This window comes from Bradyrhizobium sp. Ken01, from assembly GCF_055807355.1.
Genome location: NZ_JBVVPC010000005.1, coordinates 206948 through 223464, shown reverse-complemented (window position 1 = coordinate 223464; position 16517 = coordinate 206948). Strand labels below are relative to the sequence as shown.

Below are 16517 nucleotides of genomic sequence, written 5' to 3'. Positions count from 1 at the left end.
GCGGGCTAAATACCAAAACAGGCGAGGGCGACCCTAACGGCGGAGCGCGGCAGCGATTTGAGCGAGCGGCGCCCGACCATTCCCAGATAGGCGAAGGCCTGGCGATATCTGCCGAAGCGGACCGCTTGCATCGCCGAATACGTGATGAGATGAACCTCGGCGGCCCGACGGAGCCCGGCCGCCATGCCCGCGGGCAGTCGCGCCATGATCAGCCCGTCATCGAACACCCGGGCGATCGCCGGAAAGAAGTCCTGTGGCGTCCGCACCGCCGCGTTCATGGTGTTGGCCGTGTGCAGGCGGTAGTCGAGCAGAAGGTTCGGCGCAAACTCGAATTCGCCGATTGCGGCAAGGCGGCACCAGCAGTGCCAGTCCTCGCAATATCTGAGCGAGACGTCGAAGCCACCGATGGCGCGGAAGGCCTCTGCACGTGCCAGCGCAATGCCGCCATTGACGATGAAGTTGCCGGCCGCGAGCCGCGCCAGCACGTCGCCGGATGGTTTGCGGCGTCCTTTCAGCAGATCCCGACGGCCGATCTGCCGTCCCTCGCTGTCGATCGTGTTGTAGTCGCCGTAGACGAGAACCGCGCGCGGCGCGCCACGCGCAGCCGCCAGCAGCGCCGCGACCGCGCCGGGCCGCAGGCGATCGTCGGCATCGAGGAAGAGCAGCCATTGGCTGCTCGCATGGTGGGCGCCGAGATTGCGCGCTGCCGATACGCCAGCGGCGCCGTTGGTCATCAGGCGCAGTCGAGGGTCACGAATGGCGCGGACGATGGCGGTGGTCTCGTCGGTCGAGCCGTCGTCCACGACGATCACTTCGCTGACCTCGGCCTGCGCCAGTGCGCTGGCGAGGGTTTCACCGACATAGGCCGCAACGTTCTTGGCGGGAATGACGACGGACACCGATGTGGTTGAGCCGACCTGCAGCGGGACGCGCGCCGCCGGAACGACGCGCGATGTCGCCGGCAATTCGAGAATTTCTTCCGCGGTGATCAAGATACGACTCGCCTTTAACCGTCTGTTAACCAGGGCGCTCTTGCGAGTTGGCAATGCGATCGATCGCAACCTTGGCCGTCGCGAATGATACTCGCATTGGGAAAAAAGCGTCGCCATGAAGGCTGCCGCAGTGCTGGTTTCGTCAATTAGCGTTAAGCCGCCGGCATTAAGCCTGTGGCAAATTTGGAAGAGTGCGACAGCCGGTCCCATGCGAGAATGCGCATCAGGCCGCCGCGGATGGACCCCAGTGCCCGCAAAGACATTCGACTACGATCCCGACGACATGGTCCTCAACCTGTTCTACGAGGACAAGGACGATCGCTGGTTTCCCGGCGATCGGCATCTGCGGCGCATGGCGCGTCGCATGCTGCTCGGCGAGCCGCGCATGAGCGGGCAGCTCCGCGTGTTCCTCAATCTCTGTGCGGGACTCGATCGGCTCGGTATCCGCTATCGCGTCAACGACTATGGCTACATCGCGCGGCATCCGGGCGAACTCGCCTGCATCATCGGCCGCACCTTCCTGCTCGACAAGTTCGCCTGGAAAAATCCGATCCTGCTCGGCGTCGCCGCCCACAATCATCCGCTCGACGATCCCGACCTGTTCAAGCGCCTGCCGGTCAAGAAGGTCGTGGTGCCCGGTCCATGGTACGCCGAGATGTATCGGCCGCATTGGCCCGACACGGAGGCCTGGCCGATCGGCATCGACACGGATCTCTGGGCACCGTCGCCGACGTCGCAAAAGAGCGTCGACGTCCTGATCTACGACAAGGTGCACTGGGACCGCGATCGCTTCGCGGCGGAACTGATCGAACCCGTCCGCGCCCGGCTCACGAGGGAAGGCCGCTCGTTCACCGAGCTGCGTTACGGCAGCTACAAGGAAGAAGACTATCGGGCCGCGCTCGCGCATTCGCGTGCGATGATCTTCCTGTGCCAGAACGAGAGCCAGGGCATCGCCTATCAGCAGGCATTGTCTTGCGGCGTGCCGGTGCTCGCCTGGGATCCCGGCGGGCCGTGGCGAGACCCCGACTACTATCCGCATCGCGTCCAGTTCGCGCCGGTGTCGTCCGTGCCGTACTGGGACGATCGTTGCGGCGCCAAGTTCGCCGATATCGCGGGATTCGAGGCGGGTTGGAACGAGTTCTGGGCCGGGTGCGCCGCCGATACGTTCGACCCACGCGGTTTCGTGCTCGACAATCTCACGCTGGAGCAGCGTGCCCTGCAATATTACGAGATCGCGCGGAGCATCGTGCGGCAGCAGGCGGTGCCGCAGAGCCCCGCTGGACTGGTTGACGGATGCTTAACAGGGATCGGCTAAGACTTGAAGCTTCCCCCGGCTTCACCACCAGTTTCGAGCCATGGATCGCAGCGCTACTGACATGACCGATGTCGAGGTCCGATCGTTCGGCGGCGTCCTGCGCGATGGGCTTGCGAAGCTCAACGCCGTGCGGGCGGCGCGCTGCCTTGTTGCGGTCGCAGCCCTGCTCCTCGTGCTGGTGACGCTCGATCCGTTTCCTGACCTGCGCAACGAGGATGTCACCACCGTAGTCGGCGGACGAATGGCGCTCACCTATGTCGCCTGGGGCCTGCTGGCTGCGGTCGCTGTATTGTTCGTCGCCGCGACGGATGCGCCCGCGCTGAAGACCCTGGTGACGCCGCTGCATCTCTGCCTGGTCGGCTGGCTGTTGATCAACATCGTCTTCTCCGAGAATCGCGGAGTCTCGATGCAGCGCTTCGTGCTCGCAGCCAGCGTGATGTCGCTCGCGGTGCTGTTGCCGTTGTTGCCGCCGACGCAGCGTAGCTTCAATCTGTGTCTTGGCGGCGCCGCGCTCGTATTGCTCGCACTTTGCTATCTCGGCGTCTTCGTGGCGCCGCAATACTCGATGCACACCGCACTCGACCTCACCGAGCCGCAGCTGGCCGGCGACTGGCGCGGCAGCTTCGGCCACAAGAACATCGCTTCGCCCGTGATGACCATCCTGATCTATGTCGGCATCTATCTGTCCGCCATCGGCTCGTTCGTGATGGGCCCGGCCATCGCCGCGCTGGCCGGACTCTTCCTGATCTTCACCGGCGGCAAGACGTCGTCGGTGCTGTGTCTTGCGATCTACGTGCTCGCCTCGCTGGTCTGCGTCACGCCGAGCCTGTGGCTGAAGCGGATGATCTGCTTCGTGCCGCTGATCGTGATGAACCTGTTGACGGTCGGCAGCGTCCTGAGCCCGGCGCTCGGGGCAATGACGCGGCTGCTTCCGCTCGATCCCACCTTCACCGGCCGTTCCGCCATCTGGGAGTTCGCGCTCGCAGCCGTCGCCGAGAAGCCGATCATCGGTCACGGCTACGCCGCGTTCTGGGACGACGTGACCGCGCGGCAGACCGCCCAGGGCGCCGAATGGGCGACGAGCGCGGCGCATAGCCACAACAGCTATCTCGACCTCGCGGTCACCATCGGCCTGCCGGGGCTGTTGCTGGTGATCCTCGTCTTGGTGCTCGCGCCGCTCGGCAATTTCCAGACGGCCCGAACTCACAACCGCAGCGGTGCGTTGGCAAAGCTGTTCCTGACCGTGTGGTTGTTCGGCCTGTACTACGGGGCCACCGAGACCTTCCTGCTCGAACGGCAGAATCCGATCTGGTTCATGTTCGCTGTTGCCGTGGCCGGCCTGCACTTCCTGGCCAGGTTCCAATGCGTGGCGGAAGTGGAACCGGAGCCTGAGGGCTCGTCGCAGACGCTGCGGCCGCAGTGGCTTCGGCTTAACGATAAGCGGTGAGGTCACTTGTGGCCGCGACAAAACATAATCTATCTGGAAACACCCAGTAATCGTATGTCCCGCGGATGACGATCCTCAGTGTCGAGCAACCAGATGGTCTTGTGTCCAGCGCGTCGGGAATCGCGATCGATTTCGTGCGTGACTGGAAGCAGGCCGCTTCGCGCCTGAGCGCAGGCCATCGCACTGCATTCCAGCATGGCTACTGGCTTGGCGCCTGGTACGAGGCGTTCCACGATCTCTCGCCGCTGATTGCATTGATCTCCGATGCCACGACCGGCAGGGACATCGCAATGGTGCCGATGATCAGCCATCTCAGGCGCGGCATCCGCATCGTCGAATTCGCCGATTGCGGCGTCTCCGACAACAACGCGCCGATCCTGGCGCTCGATGCCGCGTTGGACGCGGCGGCCACGGAGGCGATCGGCAAGGCGCTGATCGACGCGTTACGCGCATTACCGGACCGCTTCGATTTGCTGCGCCTGAGGAAGATGCCGGCCCAGATCGGCGGCAACCCGAACCCGCTGGTGTCGCTCGGCCGGATCGGATCCTGCTCGCTCAACGGCAACCTCGTGATGACCGGCGACGACTATGAAGATTACCAGGCCTCGATCAAGCGCATGCAGATGCCGCGCTGCTGGCGCGTCTTCAGCCGTCACGACGGCGCGCGATTCGAGATCGCTACCGATGTCGCGTGTGCGCGCGAGCTGCTGGACGTGATGGATGCCCAGCAGCAGGCGCGCATGCGAAAGCTCGGCTCGCGCTTCGTCCTCAACGACGAAACCCATGCGCAGTTCTACCGCGAGGTCGCCCGCCAGGGCGTTGCGGACGGTTATGCCGTCATCTCGGCGCTGGTCTGCGACGAGGCCGTCGTTGCCACCACGCTCGGCGTCAGATTCGGTGCGACCTATTTTCTCCTGCGCATCAGCCACGCCGGCGATTCATGGTCGAGCTGCTCGCCGGGTCTGCTCGTGACCGAGCGCACCATGGCGGCGTTGCATGCGCAGGGCGTGCGCCGTTTCGACCTCAGCATCGGCAACCAGGACTACAAGCGCCGCTTCGGCGCCGAGCCCGTGCCGCTGACCGATGTCAGCGTCGCGCTGTCCTGGCGCGGTATGCCCTTCGCGTGGCGGGACCACGCCGCGCAGGGCCTGCGCCGTCACCCCAGGCTTGCCGCCTTTGCGGCGCAGGCGATGGGCAAGGGGACGCGCTGACGGGCGACCCTCGCATCAGCCATGTAGCTCAGCCGTGCAGCTTCCTGGCCGTCTCCGCGATCTGGCGGCCCTGATAGCGTGCACCTGCAAGTTCGTGGGCACTGGGCTGGCGGCTGCCGTCGCCTCCGGTGATCGTGGTGGCGCCGTAAGGTGCGCCGCCGGTGACCTCGTCGAGCTTCATCTGGCCGGCAAAGCCGTAGTTCAGGCCGACCACGACCATGCCGAAATGCAAGAGGTTGGTGATGATCGAGAACAGCGTCGTTTCCTGGCCGCCATGCTGGGTCGCGGTCGATGTGAAGGCGCCGCCGACCTTGCCGTGCAGCGCGCCCTTGGCCCAGAGGCCGCCGGCCTGGTCGAGGAAGTTCGCCATCTGCGAGGCCATGCGGCCGAAGCGGGTGCCGGTGCCGACGATGATCGCGTCGTAATTGGCGAGGTCCTCGATCTTGGCGACGGGGGCGGCCTGGTCGAGCTTGTAATAGGAGGCTTTCGCGACCTCGGCCGGCACCAGTTCGGGCACGCGCTTGATGTCGACGGTGGCGCCGGCTTCGCGCGCGCCTTCGGCGACGGCGTTGGCCATCGCTTCGATGTGGCCATAGGCGGAATAATACAGGACGAGAACTTTGGTCATGATGGTCTCCGTTGGGTGAGTCGGATGATTAATCTTGTTCAGGTCGTCATGCCCGGGGCTTGTCCCGGGCATCCACGTTCTTGGATCCTCGTGGAAGGGCGTGGATGGCCGGGACAAGCCCGGCCATGACGGAGAGAGCCGTTAGGCCGCGTCGACGAGCACGATCTCGGAATCTTCCAGTGCCGTGATCTTCAGCCTGTCCTCGTCGCGGATCGCGGCGCCGTCGCGGGCGTTGACGCGCACGCCATTGATCTCGACTGACCCCGCCGCGGGCACCAGATAAAGGTGCCGCGACTTGTGCGGCACGTATTCCGCGCTCTCACCGGCCTTCAGCGTGGTGGCGAGCACCCGCGCATCGGCGCGGATCGGCAGCGCGTCCGTATCATGCTCGAAGCCGCTCGCGATGGTGACGAGCTTGCCCGAGCGATCTCCTTTCGGAAAAGGCTTCGAGCCCCAGGTCGGCTGCCCCCCGCGCGCGGTCGGCTCAATCCAGATCTGGAAGATGCGTGTCCTGGTCGGCTCGAGATTATACTCGGAGTGGCGGATGCCGCTGCCGGCGCTCATCACCTGCACGTCCCCCGCTTCGGTGCGGCCTTCGTTGCCCAGGCTGTCCTGATGGGTGATCGCGCCCTCGCGCACATAGGTGATGATTTCCATGTTGGCGTGGGGATGGGCGGGAAAGCCGGTGTTCGGCGCGATCTCGTCGTCGTTCCACACCCGCAAGGCGCCGTGACCCATGTTGTCGGGGTCATAATGGCTTGCGAAGGAGAAATGATGCTTGGCGTTGAGCCAGCCGTGATCGGCGCCGCCGAGCTTTGCGAAGGGTCTGAGTTCGATCATCTGCGTAATTCCTTGTTTTGGCGGGTGGCGCCTTGATCAGGCGCCAAAACCGCCGTCGACGTTGAGCACCGTGCCGGTGACGAAGGATGCTTCCGGGCTTGCGAGGAAGACGATTCCGGCGGCGACTTCCTCGGGGCGGCCGAAGCGCTGCAACGCGTGCTGCTGGCGCTGGGTCTCGGCGAACTCGCCGCCGTCCTTCGGGTTCATGTCGGTGTCGATTGAGCCGGGCTGCACCACGTTCACGGTGATGCCGCGCGGGCCGAGGTCACGTGCGGCGCCCTTGGTGTAGCCGACTACGGCCGCCTTGGTGGCGACGTAGTCGGCGAGACCCGGGAACGAGGCGCGGTCGGCGAGCATCGAGCCGACGGTGACGATGCGGCCGCCTTCGCCCATCAAATGCGAAGCGGCGCGGATCGCGGCGATCACGCCATGCACGTTGACGGCATCCTGGCGGGCAAGCGCTTCGGTATCGGCATCGGCGTCGTCGATCGCGGCGCCGCTCGCAACGCCGGCATTGTTGACGAGGATGTCGAGACGGCCGAACTCCTTTGCGACATCGTTGACCAGCTGCGTCACGTCCTTTGCCGAGGCCTGGTCGGCCTTGAAGGCGCGCGCCTTGACGCCCCGGGCCTTCAACTCAGTGACGACCGCTTCCGCCTTTTCGGGAGAGGCAACGTAGCTGATCGCGACATCCGCCCCTTCATCGGCGAGTGCGCGGGCAGAGGCCGCGCCGATGCCGCGCGAGCCGCCGGTGACGAGGGCAACCTTGCCTGAGAGCTTCTTGGTCATTGGATTTCTCCAGTCCTGAATTTCTGATGACCCTTGGATAAGCCTCCGCCTGTGGTATAGAAATAGAAACTGTCGAAACACATTGTTTCCTTAAGCAGCCCAATTGGATCCGCTTTCATGGCCAAGCTCCCCGATTTCGAGGCGCTCGCAATTTTCGCAAAAGTCGTGGAATTACGGTCGTTTGCGGGGGCCGCGGGCGAGCTCGCGATGTCCAAGGCGACGGTGTCCAAGGCGGTCACGCGCCTCGAAGAGCGGCTCGGCGCCCGGCTGTTCAACCGCACCTCACGCCGGCTCGCGCTGACCGATGCCGGGCATAAGCTCGCCGAGCGTGCGACCCGCCTCCTGTCCGACGGCGAGGCGGCGGAGAACGAGGCGCTGGCGCAGTCGGTCGCGCCGCGGGGCCTGGTGCGGCTCGCCGTGCCCATGTCGTTCGGGATCAAGGCGGTGGCGCCGTTGCTGCCGGAGTTCTTCGAGGCCTATCCGGAGGTCTCGGTCGATCTGCACCTGAGCGATGCCACCATCGATTTGATCGGCGAAGGCTTTGACATGGCGGTGCGGATCGCGCGGCTGCCGGATTCCTCGCTGATCGCGCGGCGGCTCTTCACCATGCCGCGTTTCACGGTGGCCGCGCCGTCCTATCTTAGACAATACGGACGGCCGACGCATCCGATGCATCTGGCCGAGCACAAATGCTTCAGCTACGCTTATCTCTCGACGCCCAATGTCTGGCACTACACCAACGCGGCCGGTGAGCAGGCCAGTGTACGCCCCGGCGGCCAGCTCCGTGTCAACAACGGCGAAGCGGTGATGCCGGCGCTGATCGCCGGGCTCGGTATCGCGGATCTCCCCGAATTCATCGTCGGTGACGCCATCTCCTCCGGCGAGGTCGAAGTGATCCTGAAGGACTGGAAGCAGGCCGAAGGCGCCGTGCATCTGGTGACGCCACCTGGCGGCCCGCGCCCCGCACGCGTCGAGGCGCTCGGCGATTTTCTCGCAGCGAAGCTGCCGGGTACGTGCAAGCGGCGGGTGCGCGGAAAGGCAAAGCCGTCGTAGCAAAGTCATCGTAGAACGAGCGGCTTCAGCGATCTCTGGATTGCTTCGCTTCGCTTGCAATGACGGGTTTGGACTAAGACACCTTCTCACCATTACGCACGACAATTCGCAAGCTCGGTTTCAACGTCTCTTCCAGTTGCGACTTCAATTCATGGACACGCGGATCGTGCGAGCGCCTCGCGCAAACCGCGTATTGGTGCACAGATCGCGCCAGGGCGCGTCGCGCTTCCGGGGTTCGCGTCACGTCCGGCTTCGAAAGCCGCAAGACGATGGCGGCGAGATTCACCAGCATCTCGTCCAGCGCCACGTCAATGGTCTGAAGTCTATTCATCGCTCCACTCCCTGGGGGGCAACGGTAGAGTCCAGAGGGCGTTCCTGACCGGGCGGAACATGGATAATACCTGGTAAATCCCGCTGCGCCGCTTGTTCTTGCGGACGGTCGCGCTAGGCTGGCGACACAAGAAAACAGGGGGGAATCTGCTATGGATCGACGCGATGTCCTGCGCGCCGCTGCCGCATTGCCGTTGTTGCCTGTGTTGTCGAGCGTGGCTTTCGCGCAAGCCTATCCCGCGCGCAACGTCACCATGATCGTGCCGTTTCCGGCCGGGGGCCAGGCGGATCTTGCGGCGCGTCCCGTCGCACAGGCGCTGGAGCGAATCCTCGGCAAGGCGGTCATCGTCGACAACCGCGCCGGCGGTGGCGGCGGATCGGTCGGCAATGCCGCGGCGGCACGCGCCGAGCCCGATGGCTATACGCTGCTGATGACGCTGTCCTCGCTCGCGGTGCTGCCCGAGGCCGACCGGCTGTTCGAGCGTCCGGTGGCCTACGAGGTCTCACAGTTCATGCCGATCGCGCGGGTGCTGGCCGATCCCACGCTGCTCGCGGTGCCGGCTTCGGCGCCGTGGAAGACGGCGCAGGATTTCGTCGAGGATGCGAAGAAACGCTCGGGCCAGATCACCTATGGCTCGTCGGGGCCTTACGGCACGCTGCATGTGGCAATGGAGATGTTTGCGAGCAGCGCCGATATCAAGCTGCTGCATGTGCCGTTTCGCGGCGCCGGACCGGCGCTCACCGCGCTGCTCAGCGGCACCGTGCAGGCGATCGCCGCCGCACCGGGGACGCTGAAGCCGCAAGTGGACGACGGCAAGCTGCGCGTGCTCGGCAATTGCGGCGCCAAGCGGATCGCGAGCTTCCCCGACGTTCCGACGTTCCAGGAGCTCGGCTACAAGGACGTCGAGATGTACATCTGGGCCGGACTCTTTGCACAGAATGATCTTCCTGCGCCGATCGCGACTCGCCTGCGCGAGGCGATGGCGCAGGTGATGACGAGCCCGGACGTGCTCAAGGCCTTCGAAACGTCGGGCAGTCTCGTCGCCTATCAGGACGCGCCGGCGTTCGCCGAGTTCGTGGCGGTCGACAGCGCGCGGCTGATTACGGCTGTCAAGAAGATCGGCAAGGTGGAATAGGTTCCTAGCCCGTTTTCACATTTTTTTGTTGGTCCAGAACCTCTCCGCGTCTCATTGATTGAACAGAGTTCGAGAGACTCGCGAAGGAATCGGACATGCGAACAGAGCGGATTGCGCTGGGTGTAGCGCTTGCGATCGGCGGCATCGCCGCGCAAAGCGCTGCATCCGCTGAAGAGTATCGCGGAACCATGGAGCAGCAGATGGCCTGCACGCCGGATGTGTGGCGGCTGTGCAGCGACCAGATCCCCGATGTGAGTCGCATTACCGCCTGCTTGCGGCAGAACACGCCCCAGCTCTCCAGCGGTTGTCGCGCGGTGTTCCAGTCCAACAATCAGATGCCGCCGCAGCAGCAGGTTCCGGGCAATCGCGTGGCGCCGGCGCCGCGATACAACAATGTGCCGCCACCACCTCCGCAGGCGCAGCCGCGGCCTTATGACGATAGCGACGATTAGTGCTGCCCAAGGCATGATCCGGGCGCGCGCACAGCAGTGGGCGCGAAGATGCGGCCGTGCCGCCTCGTTCAGCGCTCGCCCTTGCCGCCCGACTCAGGTCGATCCCGGAGCGCCGTCCGCATGATGGCGCCGAAGAGCAAAGCTGCCACCGGCCAATGGAACCAGATCTTGTGCATGCCGGTGAAAATATTGATCAGAATCAGAAAGGCCGACACCGTGAGGGCCCCCGCAATCGGGCGGGGCAGCTTCGCCAGCCCGTCTGAAACGAAGCCCATCCAATTGGATGACTCGGATCTGTCGCGGCGCGCGGCGTCAGTTTGCGACCCCGCCATTGCGGTCTGAGACGTCGGGCGTTCGCCAGGCGGAAAGCTCCGTGCTTGAGCGGTTTGGCCGCTCATGGTCACACGATAGCTGGTCACGGGAGCAATGTTTTTCATTGGACGCTGGCCGAGGCAGTCGAAGCCAACAGACAATTTGTTGTGCACCTGATCATAGGCGGAGCTGGAGATCACGATGCCACCGGGTTCGGCAAGTTCTTGCAGACGCGCCGCGATATTGACCCCGTCTCCGTAGAGGTCGGAACGATCCACCATCACATCGCCGAGATTGATGCCGATGCGAAACCGCATCGGGGGAGGTGGGGCCGAATCCTGGTTGGAAATTTCCTGCTGAATCTCGACCGCACACTGCACGGCTTCGACGACGCTAGCGAATTCGGCGATGACAGCATCGCCCCAGGTATTCACGATCCGGCCGTCATGGCGCTCCACCAATCGCGCAATGGCCGTGCGGTAGCGGCGGAGTGTCTCCAGCGTTCCCGCCTCGTCTGCTTCCATGAGACGAGAATAGCCGTGCACATCGGCGCATAGCACGGTGGTCAGCCGCCGTTTGACCTTATCGTCGGGCATGGTCTGTACATTAGCCTCCCTGACCGGCAAATGCATCAGGCATCCCGCAGCTGCCTTACGGCCTGACTTCGCAGACATCGACCCATTCCGCTGCGGTCAGCTCGGCCATCCGTTCCGGCGTGATGCGTACCGCACTGTGGGTCGAGCCGGCGGCCGGCACCACCACATCGAACGCTTTCAGCGAGACGTCGCAATAGACCGGCAGCGGTGCCTTCAATCCGAACGGGCAGACGCCGCCGACTTCGTGGCCGGTGATCTCGGCGACCTCTTCCAGTCCCAGCATCTTCGGCTTGCCGCCGAACGCCGCCTTCACCTTCTTGTTGTCCATGCGCGAGGTGCCGGCCGCGACGATCAGGATCACGCGTTCGCCGATCCGCAACGACAGCGTCTTGGCGATGCGTCCGGGCTCGACGCCATAAGCCTCGGCGGCCAACGGCACGGTCGCGGAGCTGATCGGGGATTCGATGACTGATATGTCGGGGGCTTTTTCGGCGAAGAAATCGCGAACGGATTGAAGGCTCATTCAGGTCGGCTCATTCCAGACTCATGGGCGGGCGGCGATGCCCAGGCAATCCCTGGCAGCTCCGAGAGCGCCCGGACACGATGATCCGGCGCAAAGCCGAGCTCGTCCATCTGGGTGCGGATCGCCTTGAACATCGTCAGCGGTGCCACGAGTTCGTTCTCGACGCAAGCCAGCGCCATCGCTTCGGGCGTGACCCGTTCGATCCAGGCAACGTTCAGTCCGAACGCTTTCGCGCCCGCGACATCCCAGGGATTGGAGGAGACGAACAGCACCTCGTCAGGCGCGGTGCCGAGCACCTCGCCGATCAGCTCATAGGCCTCCGGGCTCGGCTTGAAGATCTTCTTCGCGTCGACGCTGATCGTGGCGTCGAGCAGGGCGTCGAGGCCGGAGTTGCGCACGAGCGCATTCAGCATGTCCGGACTGCCGTTGGAGAGGATCGCGAGTTTTCGCGGCTTTAGAGCCGTGAGTGCTGCCGTCGCATCCGGATAGAGATCGAGATGCAGATATTTCTCGATCACGCGCTCGAATGCCTCGTTCTCGTAAGCGAGCCCGAGCACGCGCAGCGTATAGGCTAGCGAGTCGCGCGTGATGGCTGCAAAGTCCTGGTAGCGCCGCATCAGCGAGCGCAACCAGGTGTATTCGAGCTGCTTGATCCGCCAGATCTGCGTGATGATCTCACCGTAGCCGGGAAACGCATCCTCGGTGATCTCCGCGACCGACTGGATGTCGTAGAGCGTTCCGTAGGCGTCGAAGACAACGGCTTTGAGACTCAATTGACCTGTCCCCGGGATTGCTGCGGGCGCATGGACTATACAAGGCGCTACGGTATCGATCCAACACGGAAACGCGAACTGGGCCCCTGATTTCTAAAGCCCGATCACGACCTTGCCAAAGTGTGAGCCGGTCCGGAGGTGCGCATATGCTTCGAGAACGTCGTCGAAATCGTAGACCCGATCGACGATCGGGTGGATCGCATGCTCGGTCAGGAAGCGATTCATCGCGACAAAGTGTTCGGCCGATCCGACGGTAACACCGATGATGTCGGCATTCTCCCACTGAAGGCGCGCGAGGTCGGGCTTGGGGCCGAACCCCGTCAAAACCCCGATCTGAACGATCTTGCCACCCGAAGCGACCGATCGCAGCGATCGGTCATAGGTGCCGGGACCGCCGAGTTCGAGGATATGACTGGCCCCGGCGCCATTCGTCGCCTTCATCAGGCCCACATCCCAGTCAGGCGTGTCGCGATAGTTGATGAGGATCGAGCCGCCCAGCGCCTTGGCGCGGGCGAGTTTTTCATCCGAGGAGGATATCACGATCGCACGCGCCCCCAGCGCCGCTGCGAATTGAAGCCCGAACAGCGCGACGCCGCCTGTTCCCTGGACCAACAGCGTGTCGCCTTTGCGCATCCCGCCGCGCGCGATCAGGCCGTGGAAAGCCGTGACGCCGGCACAGGGCAGGGTCGCTGCCTCCACCGCGGACAGATGCGCTGGCACGGACACCAGCGCGGTCGCCGGCAGCACGACATACTCAGCCAGCATTCCGTCCATCGTGTTGCCACCGAGGGATGACGGAATATAGCTGGAGTTGAACGGCCCCGAGATCCAATCGCGGAAGAACGATGCAGCGACGCGGTCTCCGAGTTGCCATTGCGCGACGTCGGCGCCGACGGCGTCAACGACACCCGCGCCGTCGGAGAGTGGCACGCGGCCGTTGAGCTCGCCTCGGCCTGCACGGTCGAGGATCAGGAGGTCGCGGTAATTCAGACTTGCCGCTTCGACCCGAATGCGGACCTCGCCATTGGCGGGTTCGGGTTTGCTGATTTCGGCGCGCGCAAGGTGGCCAGCACCAGCTTGGCCGTTCAAATGGTAGGCTTTCATCGTTGCTCCCTTCACAAGTGGCATTCACTTGGACGAGCAAATTCTGTAAGGTCTGACAGTGCTGTCAGGGTCAAGAGGCTTCAGATGAAAATCGGCGAACTCTCCCGGCGGACGGGGGTCAGCGTCCGGATGCTGCGCTACTACGAAGGCGAAGGACTGCTCGCGCCGCTGCGGACGAACTCCGGCTATCGCGACTATGGCCTGGCCGAAGAGGAAGCCGTACGGCGGATCAAGATGCTCGGCGCCGCGGGGATGACGCTCGAAACCATCAAGCGGTTGCTCCCGTGCGTGCGGAACAACGATCCGGCTTTCACGCCGTGCAACGAGCTGCGAAAAATACTCGCTCAGCAGGTCGGCCTGATCGATGAACGTATTGAGACGCTCAGCGAAAGCCGGACAATTTTAGCGGGCTATCTGGCAAGCGTGAATTGATCGCACGCAACGCGGCCATCGGATTCACCGCGCCAAAGTCTTAGGCCTTGAGGGTTTGAGTGTGAGGGCTTCGATAGCAGCGTCGAAGCCCTCGATGCGCTGACGAGTACGCGCCTAGATCCCCAGCAGCTTCCGCGCGTTCGCCTTCAACACCTTCGGCCGGATCTCGTCGCGGATCTCGATCTTGGCGAAATCCGACAGCCAGCGGTCGGGCGTGATCACCGGCCAGTCCGAGCCGAACAGCATCTTGTCCTGCAGGATCGAGTTGATGTAGCGCACCAGGATCGGCGGGAAATATTTCGGCGACCAGCCCGAGAGGTCGATGTAGACGTTCGGCTTGTGGGTCGCGACCGACAGCGCTTCTTCCTGCCAGGGGAAGGAGGGATGGGCGAGGATGATCTTGAGGTCGGGGAAATCAGCCGCGACGTCGTCCATGTACATCGGGTTGGAATATTTCAGCCGCATCCCCATGCCGCCGGGCATGCCCGAGCCGACGCCGGTCTGGCCGGTGTGGAACAGCGCGATCGCGCCACCATTGTTGATCTCTTCATAGAGCGGATAGGCCATGCGGTCGTTGGCGTAGAAGCCCTGCATGGTCGGGTGGAATTTGAAGCCGCGCACGCCGTATTCTTCGATCAGCTTGCGCGCCTCGCGCACACCGAGCTTTCCCTTGTGCGGGTCGATCGAGACGAAGGGGATGAGGACGTCGAGATGGTCGGAGGCGATCTCCAGCATCTCCTCGTTCTTGTAGCGGCGGAAGCCGGTCTCGCGCTCGGCGTCGACCGGGAAGATCACCGCGGCGATTTTCTTGGATCGGTAGTAGGCCGCGGTCTCCGGCACGGTCGGCGGATGCTTGTGCGGCGACTTGAAATAGTCCGCCATCTGCGCCTGGAAGTCGTCATAGCCGTCGTCGGGATGGGTGCCGCAGGGCTCCTCGGCGTGGGTGTGGATGTCGATGGCGACGACGTCGTCGATATTGGGCAGCTTCAGCTTCGGCATGGGTTTCCTCCCGACGGGTTGCCGAATTGATTATATGATATAACGAACTTGGCAAGGCGTTGTGGGACAAGGCGTTGTGGGGCAGGCACCGTCCGAGATGCTGATTGGGCCGATCCGGTCGCTTCTACTTTGCATGGGGTTGTTTTCCTGAATTTGCTGGGTGGGATCGGGCCAGTTAACATTGACATCCGGTCCTCCCATGCCTTAAGAACCGCCCCGTCCCGGGCGGTCGGTCCGCCAGCGGGAAAATCTCATTTTGCCTCATTCGCGCGTGCCGAAACGGTAGTGCCGAACACGGCCTTTCGAACGTTCAGGATTCTGCCATGAAGGTCCGTAACTCGCTGAAATCGCTGCGCGGTCGCCATCGCGCCAACCGCCTGGTCCGCCGCAAGGGCCGGGTCTATGTGATCAACAAGGTGCAGCGCCGCTTCAAGGCGCGTCAGGGCTGATTTCGCCCTGCCGGACGCCCGCGCGCGCCCCGCAAGACCACGGTCTCACACGAGTTTGACGCCGCCCCTGCTTTGCAAGGGCGGCTTTGCGCGTTTAGACTTCGACCATGGCAGTGAGATTCTCCGTCGCGCGCACCCTGTGTCTGGCTCTCGCACTGGGAGCCGCCGGACTCACTCCGGCGCTGGCACAGCAGATTGATCCGCCGACCCCGCCCGGCAAGCAGAAGAAACTTCCGGAAGCGCCGGCCAAGCTGCCCAAGGTCGATCGCACCAAGAATCTCGATTTCCTGTTCGGCGCGCTGAAAGCTGCGCCCGACGAGGCCAGCGCCAAGCATGTCGAGGCGCGGATCTGGGCGATCTGGATCCAGACCCCGAGCGACACCGCGGCGCTTTTGATGGCGCGGGCCAAGACCGCGGTCGACGCAAAGAAGATCGAGGTTGCGATCAAGCTGCTGGATTCAGTCGTCAAGCTCAGGCCCGACTACATCGAAGCCTGGAATCGTCGCGCCACGCTCTACTACATGCAGAACGATTATGGCCGCTCGCTCGCCGACATTCGCGAGGTGTTGATCCGCGAGCCCCGCCATTTCGGCGCGCTCGCAGGCCTCGGCATGATCATGCAGGAGGTCGGCGACGAAAAGCGCGCACTTGAGGCCTACCGCAAGGCGCTCGCCGTCAACCCGCACCTCGAGAAGATCCCCGATCAGGTCAAGGCGCTGACCGAGAAGGTCGAAGGCCGCGATATTTAGCGGACAAGTCGATCATTGCTCGAGCGAATGCGGCGCTAGCCGATTAACCACGATCACACGCGCCGCGTCACGAGGGGTGTGGGTGGCCCCGCCGCAGGCCTACCTTCATCGCGGGAGCACAGCCATGAAGCGTTTGATCTTTGCAGGTACATTGCTGCTCGCGTCGGGCACGGCGAGCCTCGCCGACGGACTGTTCTGGGTGGTCGGCAATCGCGCCACCGGAAAATGCAACATCGTGACCAGCAATCCCGTGATCATCGGCGACGTCTGGTTCGGTGACGGTCCCTACAAATCGAAGGCCGACGCCAAGCTTGCCCGTTCGACCATCCGCGCCTGTCCCGCATCCACGCCTGACGAGGAAAAGGACGAGGACACCACGAACTAGGT

Annotated in this window: 20 protein-coding genes; 10 read left to right on the top strand and 10 right to left on the bottom strand. The window is 63.8% G+C overall.

Annotation, left to right across the window (positions count from 1 at the left end):
- Positions 1–5 precede the first annotated feature (5 nt).
- Positions 6–992: a glycosyltransferase gene (locus tag AC0L3S_RS08150; protein WP_473278667.1), complete on the bottom strand. Its 987-nt coding sequence runs from the start codon at positions 990–992 to the stop codon at positions 6–8.
- Positions 993–1239: 247 nt separating this feature from the next.
- On the opposite strand from AC0L3S_RS08150, the gene AC0L3S_RS08145 reads away from it, so the two are divergent.
- From AC0L3S_RS08145 to AC0L3S_RS08135, 3 genes are all read left to right on the top strand, one after another.
- On the top strand, positions 1240–2307 hold the full coding sequence (locus AC0L3S_RS08145; protein WP_473278665.1) for a glycosyltransferase: 1068 nt from the start codon (positions 1240–1242) through the stop codon (positions 2305–2307).
- Positions 2308–2347: 40 nt separating this feature from the next.
- Complete coding sequence (locus tag AC0L3S_RS08140; protein WP_473278664.1) at positions 2348–3754, top strand: O-antigen ligase family protein; 1407 nt, start codon at positions 2348–2350, stop codon at positions 3752–3754.
- Positions 3755–3819: 65 nt separating this feature from the next.
- Positions 3820–4965, top strand: coding sequence for a GNAT family N-acetyltransferase (locus AC0L3S_RS08135; protein ID WP_473278662.1), 1146 nt, complete (start codon positions 3820–3822; stop codon positions 4963–4965).
- A gap of 28 nt (positions 4966–4993) precedes the next feature.
- On the opposite strand, the gene wrbA is transcribed toward AC0L3S_RS08135, so the two are convergent.
- From wrbA to AC0L3S_RS08120, 3 genes are all read right to left on the bottom strand, one after another.
- A complete protein-coding gene (gene wrbA / locus AC0L3S_RS08130) occupies positions 4994–5593 on the bottom strand; it encodes an NAD(P)H:quinone oxidoreductase (RefSeq protein WP_473278661.1) in 600 nt (199 codons plus the stop codon).
- Between the two features lie 141 nt (positions 5594–5734).
- A complete protein-coding gene (locus AC0L3S_RS08125) occupies positions 5735–6433 on the bottom strand; it encodes a pirin family protein (RefSeq protein WP_473278660.1) in 699 nt (232 codons plus the stop codon).
- Between the two features lie 36 nt (positions 6434–6469).
- Positions 6470–7222, bottom strand: coding sequence for an SDR family NAD(P)-dependent oxidoreductase (locus AC0L3S_RS08120; RefSeq protein WP_473278659.1), 753 nt, complete (start codon positions 7220–7222; stop codon positions 6470–6472).
- Positions 7223–7339: 117 nt separating this feature from the next.
- Here AC0L3S_RS08120 and AC0L3S_RS08115 point away from each other — a divergent pair, with 117 nt between their 5' ends.
- Entirely contained in the window at positions 7340–8275 is a 936-nt protein-coding gene (locus AC0L3S_RS08115; protein WP_473278658.1) for a LysR family transcriptional regulator, read from the top strand.
- A gap of 73 nt (positions 8276–8348) precedes the next feature.
- On the opposite strand, the gene AC0L3S_RS08110 is transcribed toward AC0L3S_RS08115, so the two are convergent.
- On the bottom strand, positions 8349–8606 hold the full coding sequence (locus tag AC0L3S_RS08110) for a hypothetical protein (protein ID WP_473265729.1): 258 nt from the start codon (positions 8604–8606) through the stop codon (positions 8349–8351).
- Between the two features lie 151 nt (positions 8607–8757).
- Between AC0L3S_RS08110 and AC0L3S_RS08105 the strand changes: the two genes are divergently transcribed.
- Positions 8758–9741 (top strand): tripartite tricarboxylate transporter substrate binding protein, encoded by a 984-nt coding sequence (locus AC0L3S_RS08105; protein WP_473278657.1) that lies wholly within the window; start codon positions 8758–8760, stop codon positions 9739–9741.
- Positions 9742–9836: 95 nt separating this feature from the next.
- On the top strand, positions 9837–10193 hold the full coding sequence (locus tag AC0L3S_RS08100) for a hypothetical protein (RefSeq protein ID WP_473265731.1): 357 nt from the start codon (positions 9837–9839) through the stop codon (positions 10191–10193).
- Positions 10194–10261: 68 nt separating this feature from the next.
- Here the strand turns inward: AC0L3S_RS08100 and AC0L3S_RS08095 are convergent, their stop codons facing one another.
- The 4 genes from AC0L3S_RS08095 to AC0L3S_RS08080 form a co-directional block, all read right to left on the bottom strand.
- Complete coding sequence (locus tag AC0L3S_RS08095; protein ID WP_473278656.1) at positions 10262–11101, bottom strand: adenylate/guanylate cyclase domain-containing protein; 840 nt, start codon at positions 11099–11101, stop codon at positions 10262–10264.
- A gap of 55 nt (positions 11102–11156) precedes the next feature.
- Entirely contained in the window at positions 11157–11624 is a 468-nt protein-coding gene (locus AC0L3S_RS08090; protein WP_473278655.1) for a YbaK/EbsC family protein, read from the bottom strand.
- Complete coding sequence (locus tag AC0L3S_RS08085) at positions 11621–12397, bottom strand: haloacid dehalogenase type II (protein WP_473278654.1); 777 nt, start codon at positions 12395–12397, stop codon at positions 11621–11623. The genes AC0L3S_RS08090 and AC0L3S_RS08085 overlap by 4 nt, the downstream gene beginning before the upstream one ends.
- 93 nt (positions 12398–12490) lie before the next feature.
- Entirely contained in the window at positions 12491–13501 is a 1011-nt protein-coding gene (locus AC0L3S_RS08080; protein ID WP_473278653.1) for a zinc-dependent alcohol dehydrogenase family protein, read from the bottom strand.
- A gap of 84 nt (positions 13502–13585) precedes the next feature.
- On the opposite strand from AC0L3S_RS08080, the gene AC0L3S_RS08075 reads away from it, so the two are divergent.
- Positions 13586–13933 carry a MerR family transcriptional regulator gene (locus AC0L3S_RS08075; protein ID WP_473265736.1) on the top strand — a complete coding sequence of 116 codons (348 nt, stop codon included), beginning with the start codon at positions 13586–13588 and terminating at the stop codon, positions 13931–13933.
- 114 nt (positions 13934–14047) lie between these two features.
- On the opposite strand, the gene AC0L3S_RS08070 is transcribed toward AC0L3S_RS08075, so the two are convergent.
- Positions 14048–14932 carry an amidohydrolase family protein gene (locus AC0L3S_RS08070; RefSeq protein ID WP_473265737.1) on the bottom strand — a complete coding sequence of 295 codons (885 nt, stop codon included), beginning with the start codon at positions 14930–14932 and terminating at the stop codon, positions 14048–14050.
- Between the two features lie 323 nt (positions 14933–15255).
- On the opposite strand from AC0L3S_RS08070, the gene ykgO reads away from it, so the two are divergent.
- The 3 genes from ykgO to AC0L3S_RS08055 all read left to right on the top strand — a co-directional run bounded on the left by ykgO (position 15256) and on the right by AC0L3S_RS08055 (position 16515).
- On the top strand, positions 15256–15381 hold the full coding sequence (gene ykgO, locus AC0L3S_RS08065; protein ID WP_006611362.1) for a type B 50S ribosomal protein L36: 126 nt from the start codon (positions 15256–15258) through the stop codon (positions 15379–15381).
- A gap of 107 nt (positions 15382–15488) precedes the next feature.
- A complete protein-coding gene (locus AC0L3S_RS08060; RefSeq protein ID WP_473278651.1) occupies positions 15489–16130 on the top strand; it encodes a tetratricopeptide repeat protein in 642 nt (213 codons plus the stop codon).
- A 124-nt stretch (positions 16131–16254) separates the two neighbouring features.
- A complete protein-coding gene (locus AC0L3S_RS08055; RefSeq protein ID WP_473265739.1) occupies positions 16255–16515 on the top strand; it encodes a hypothetical protein in 261 nt (86 codons plus the stop codon).
- Positions 16516–16517 lie beyond the last annotated feature (2 nt).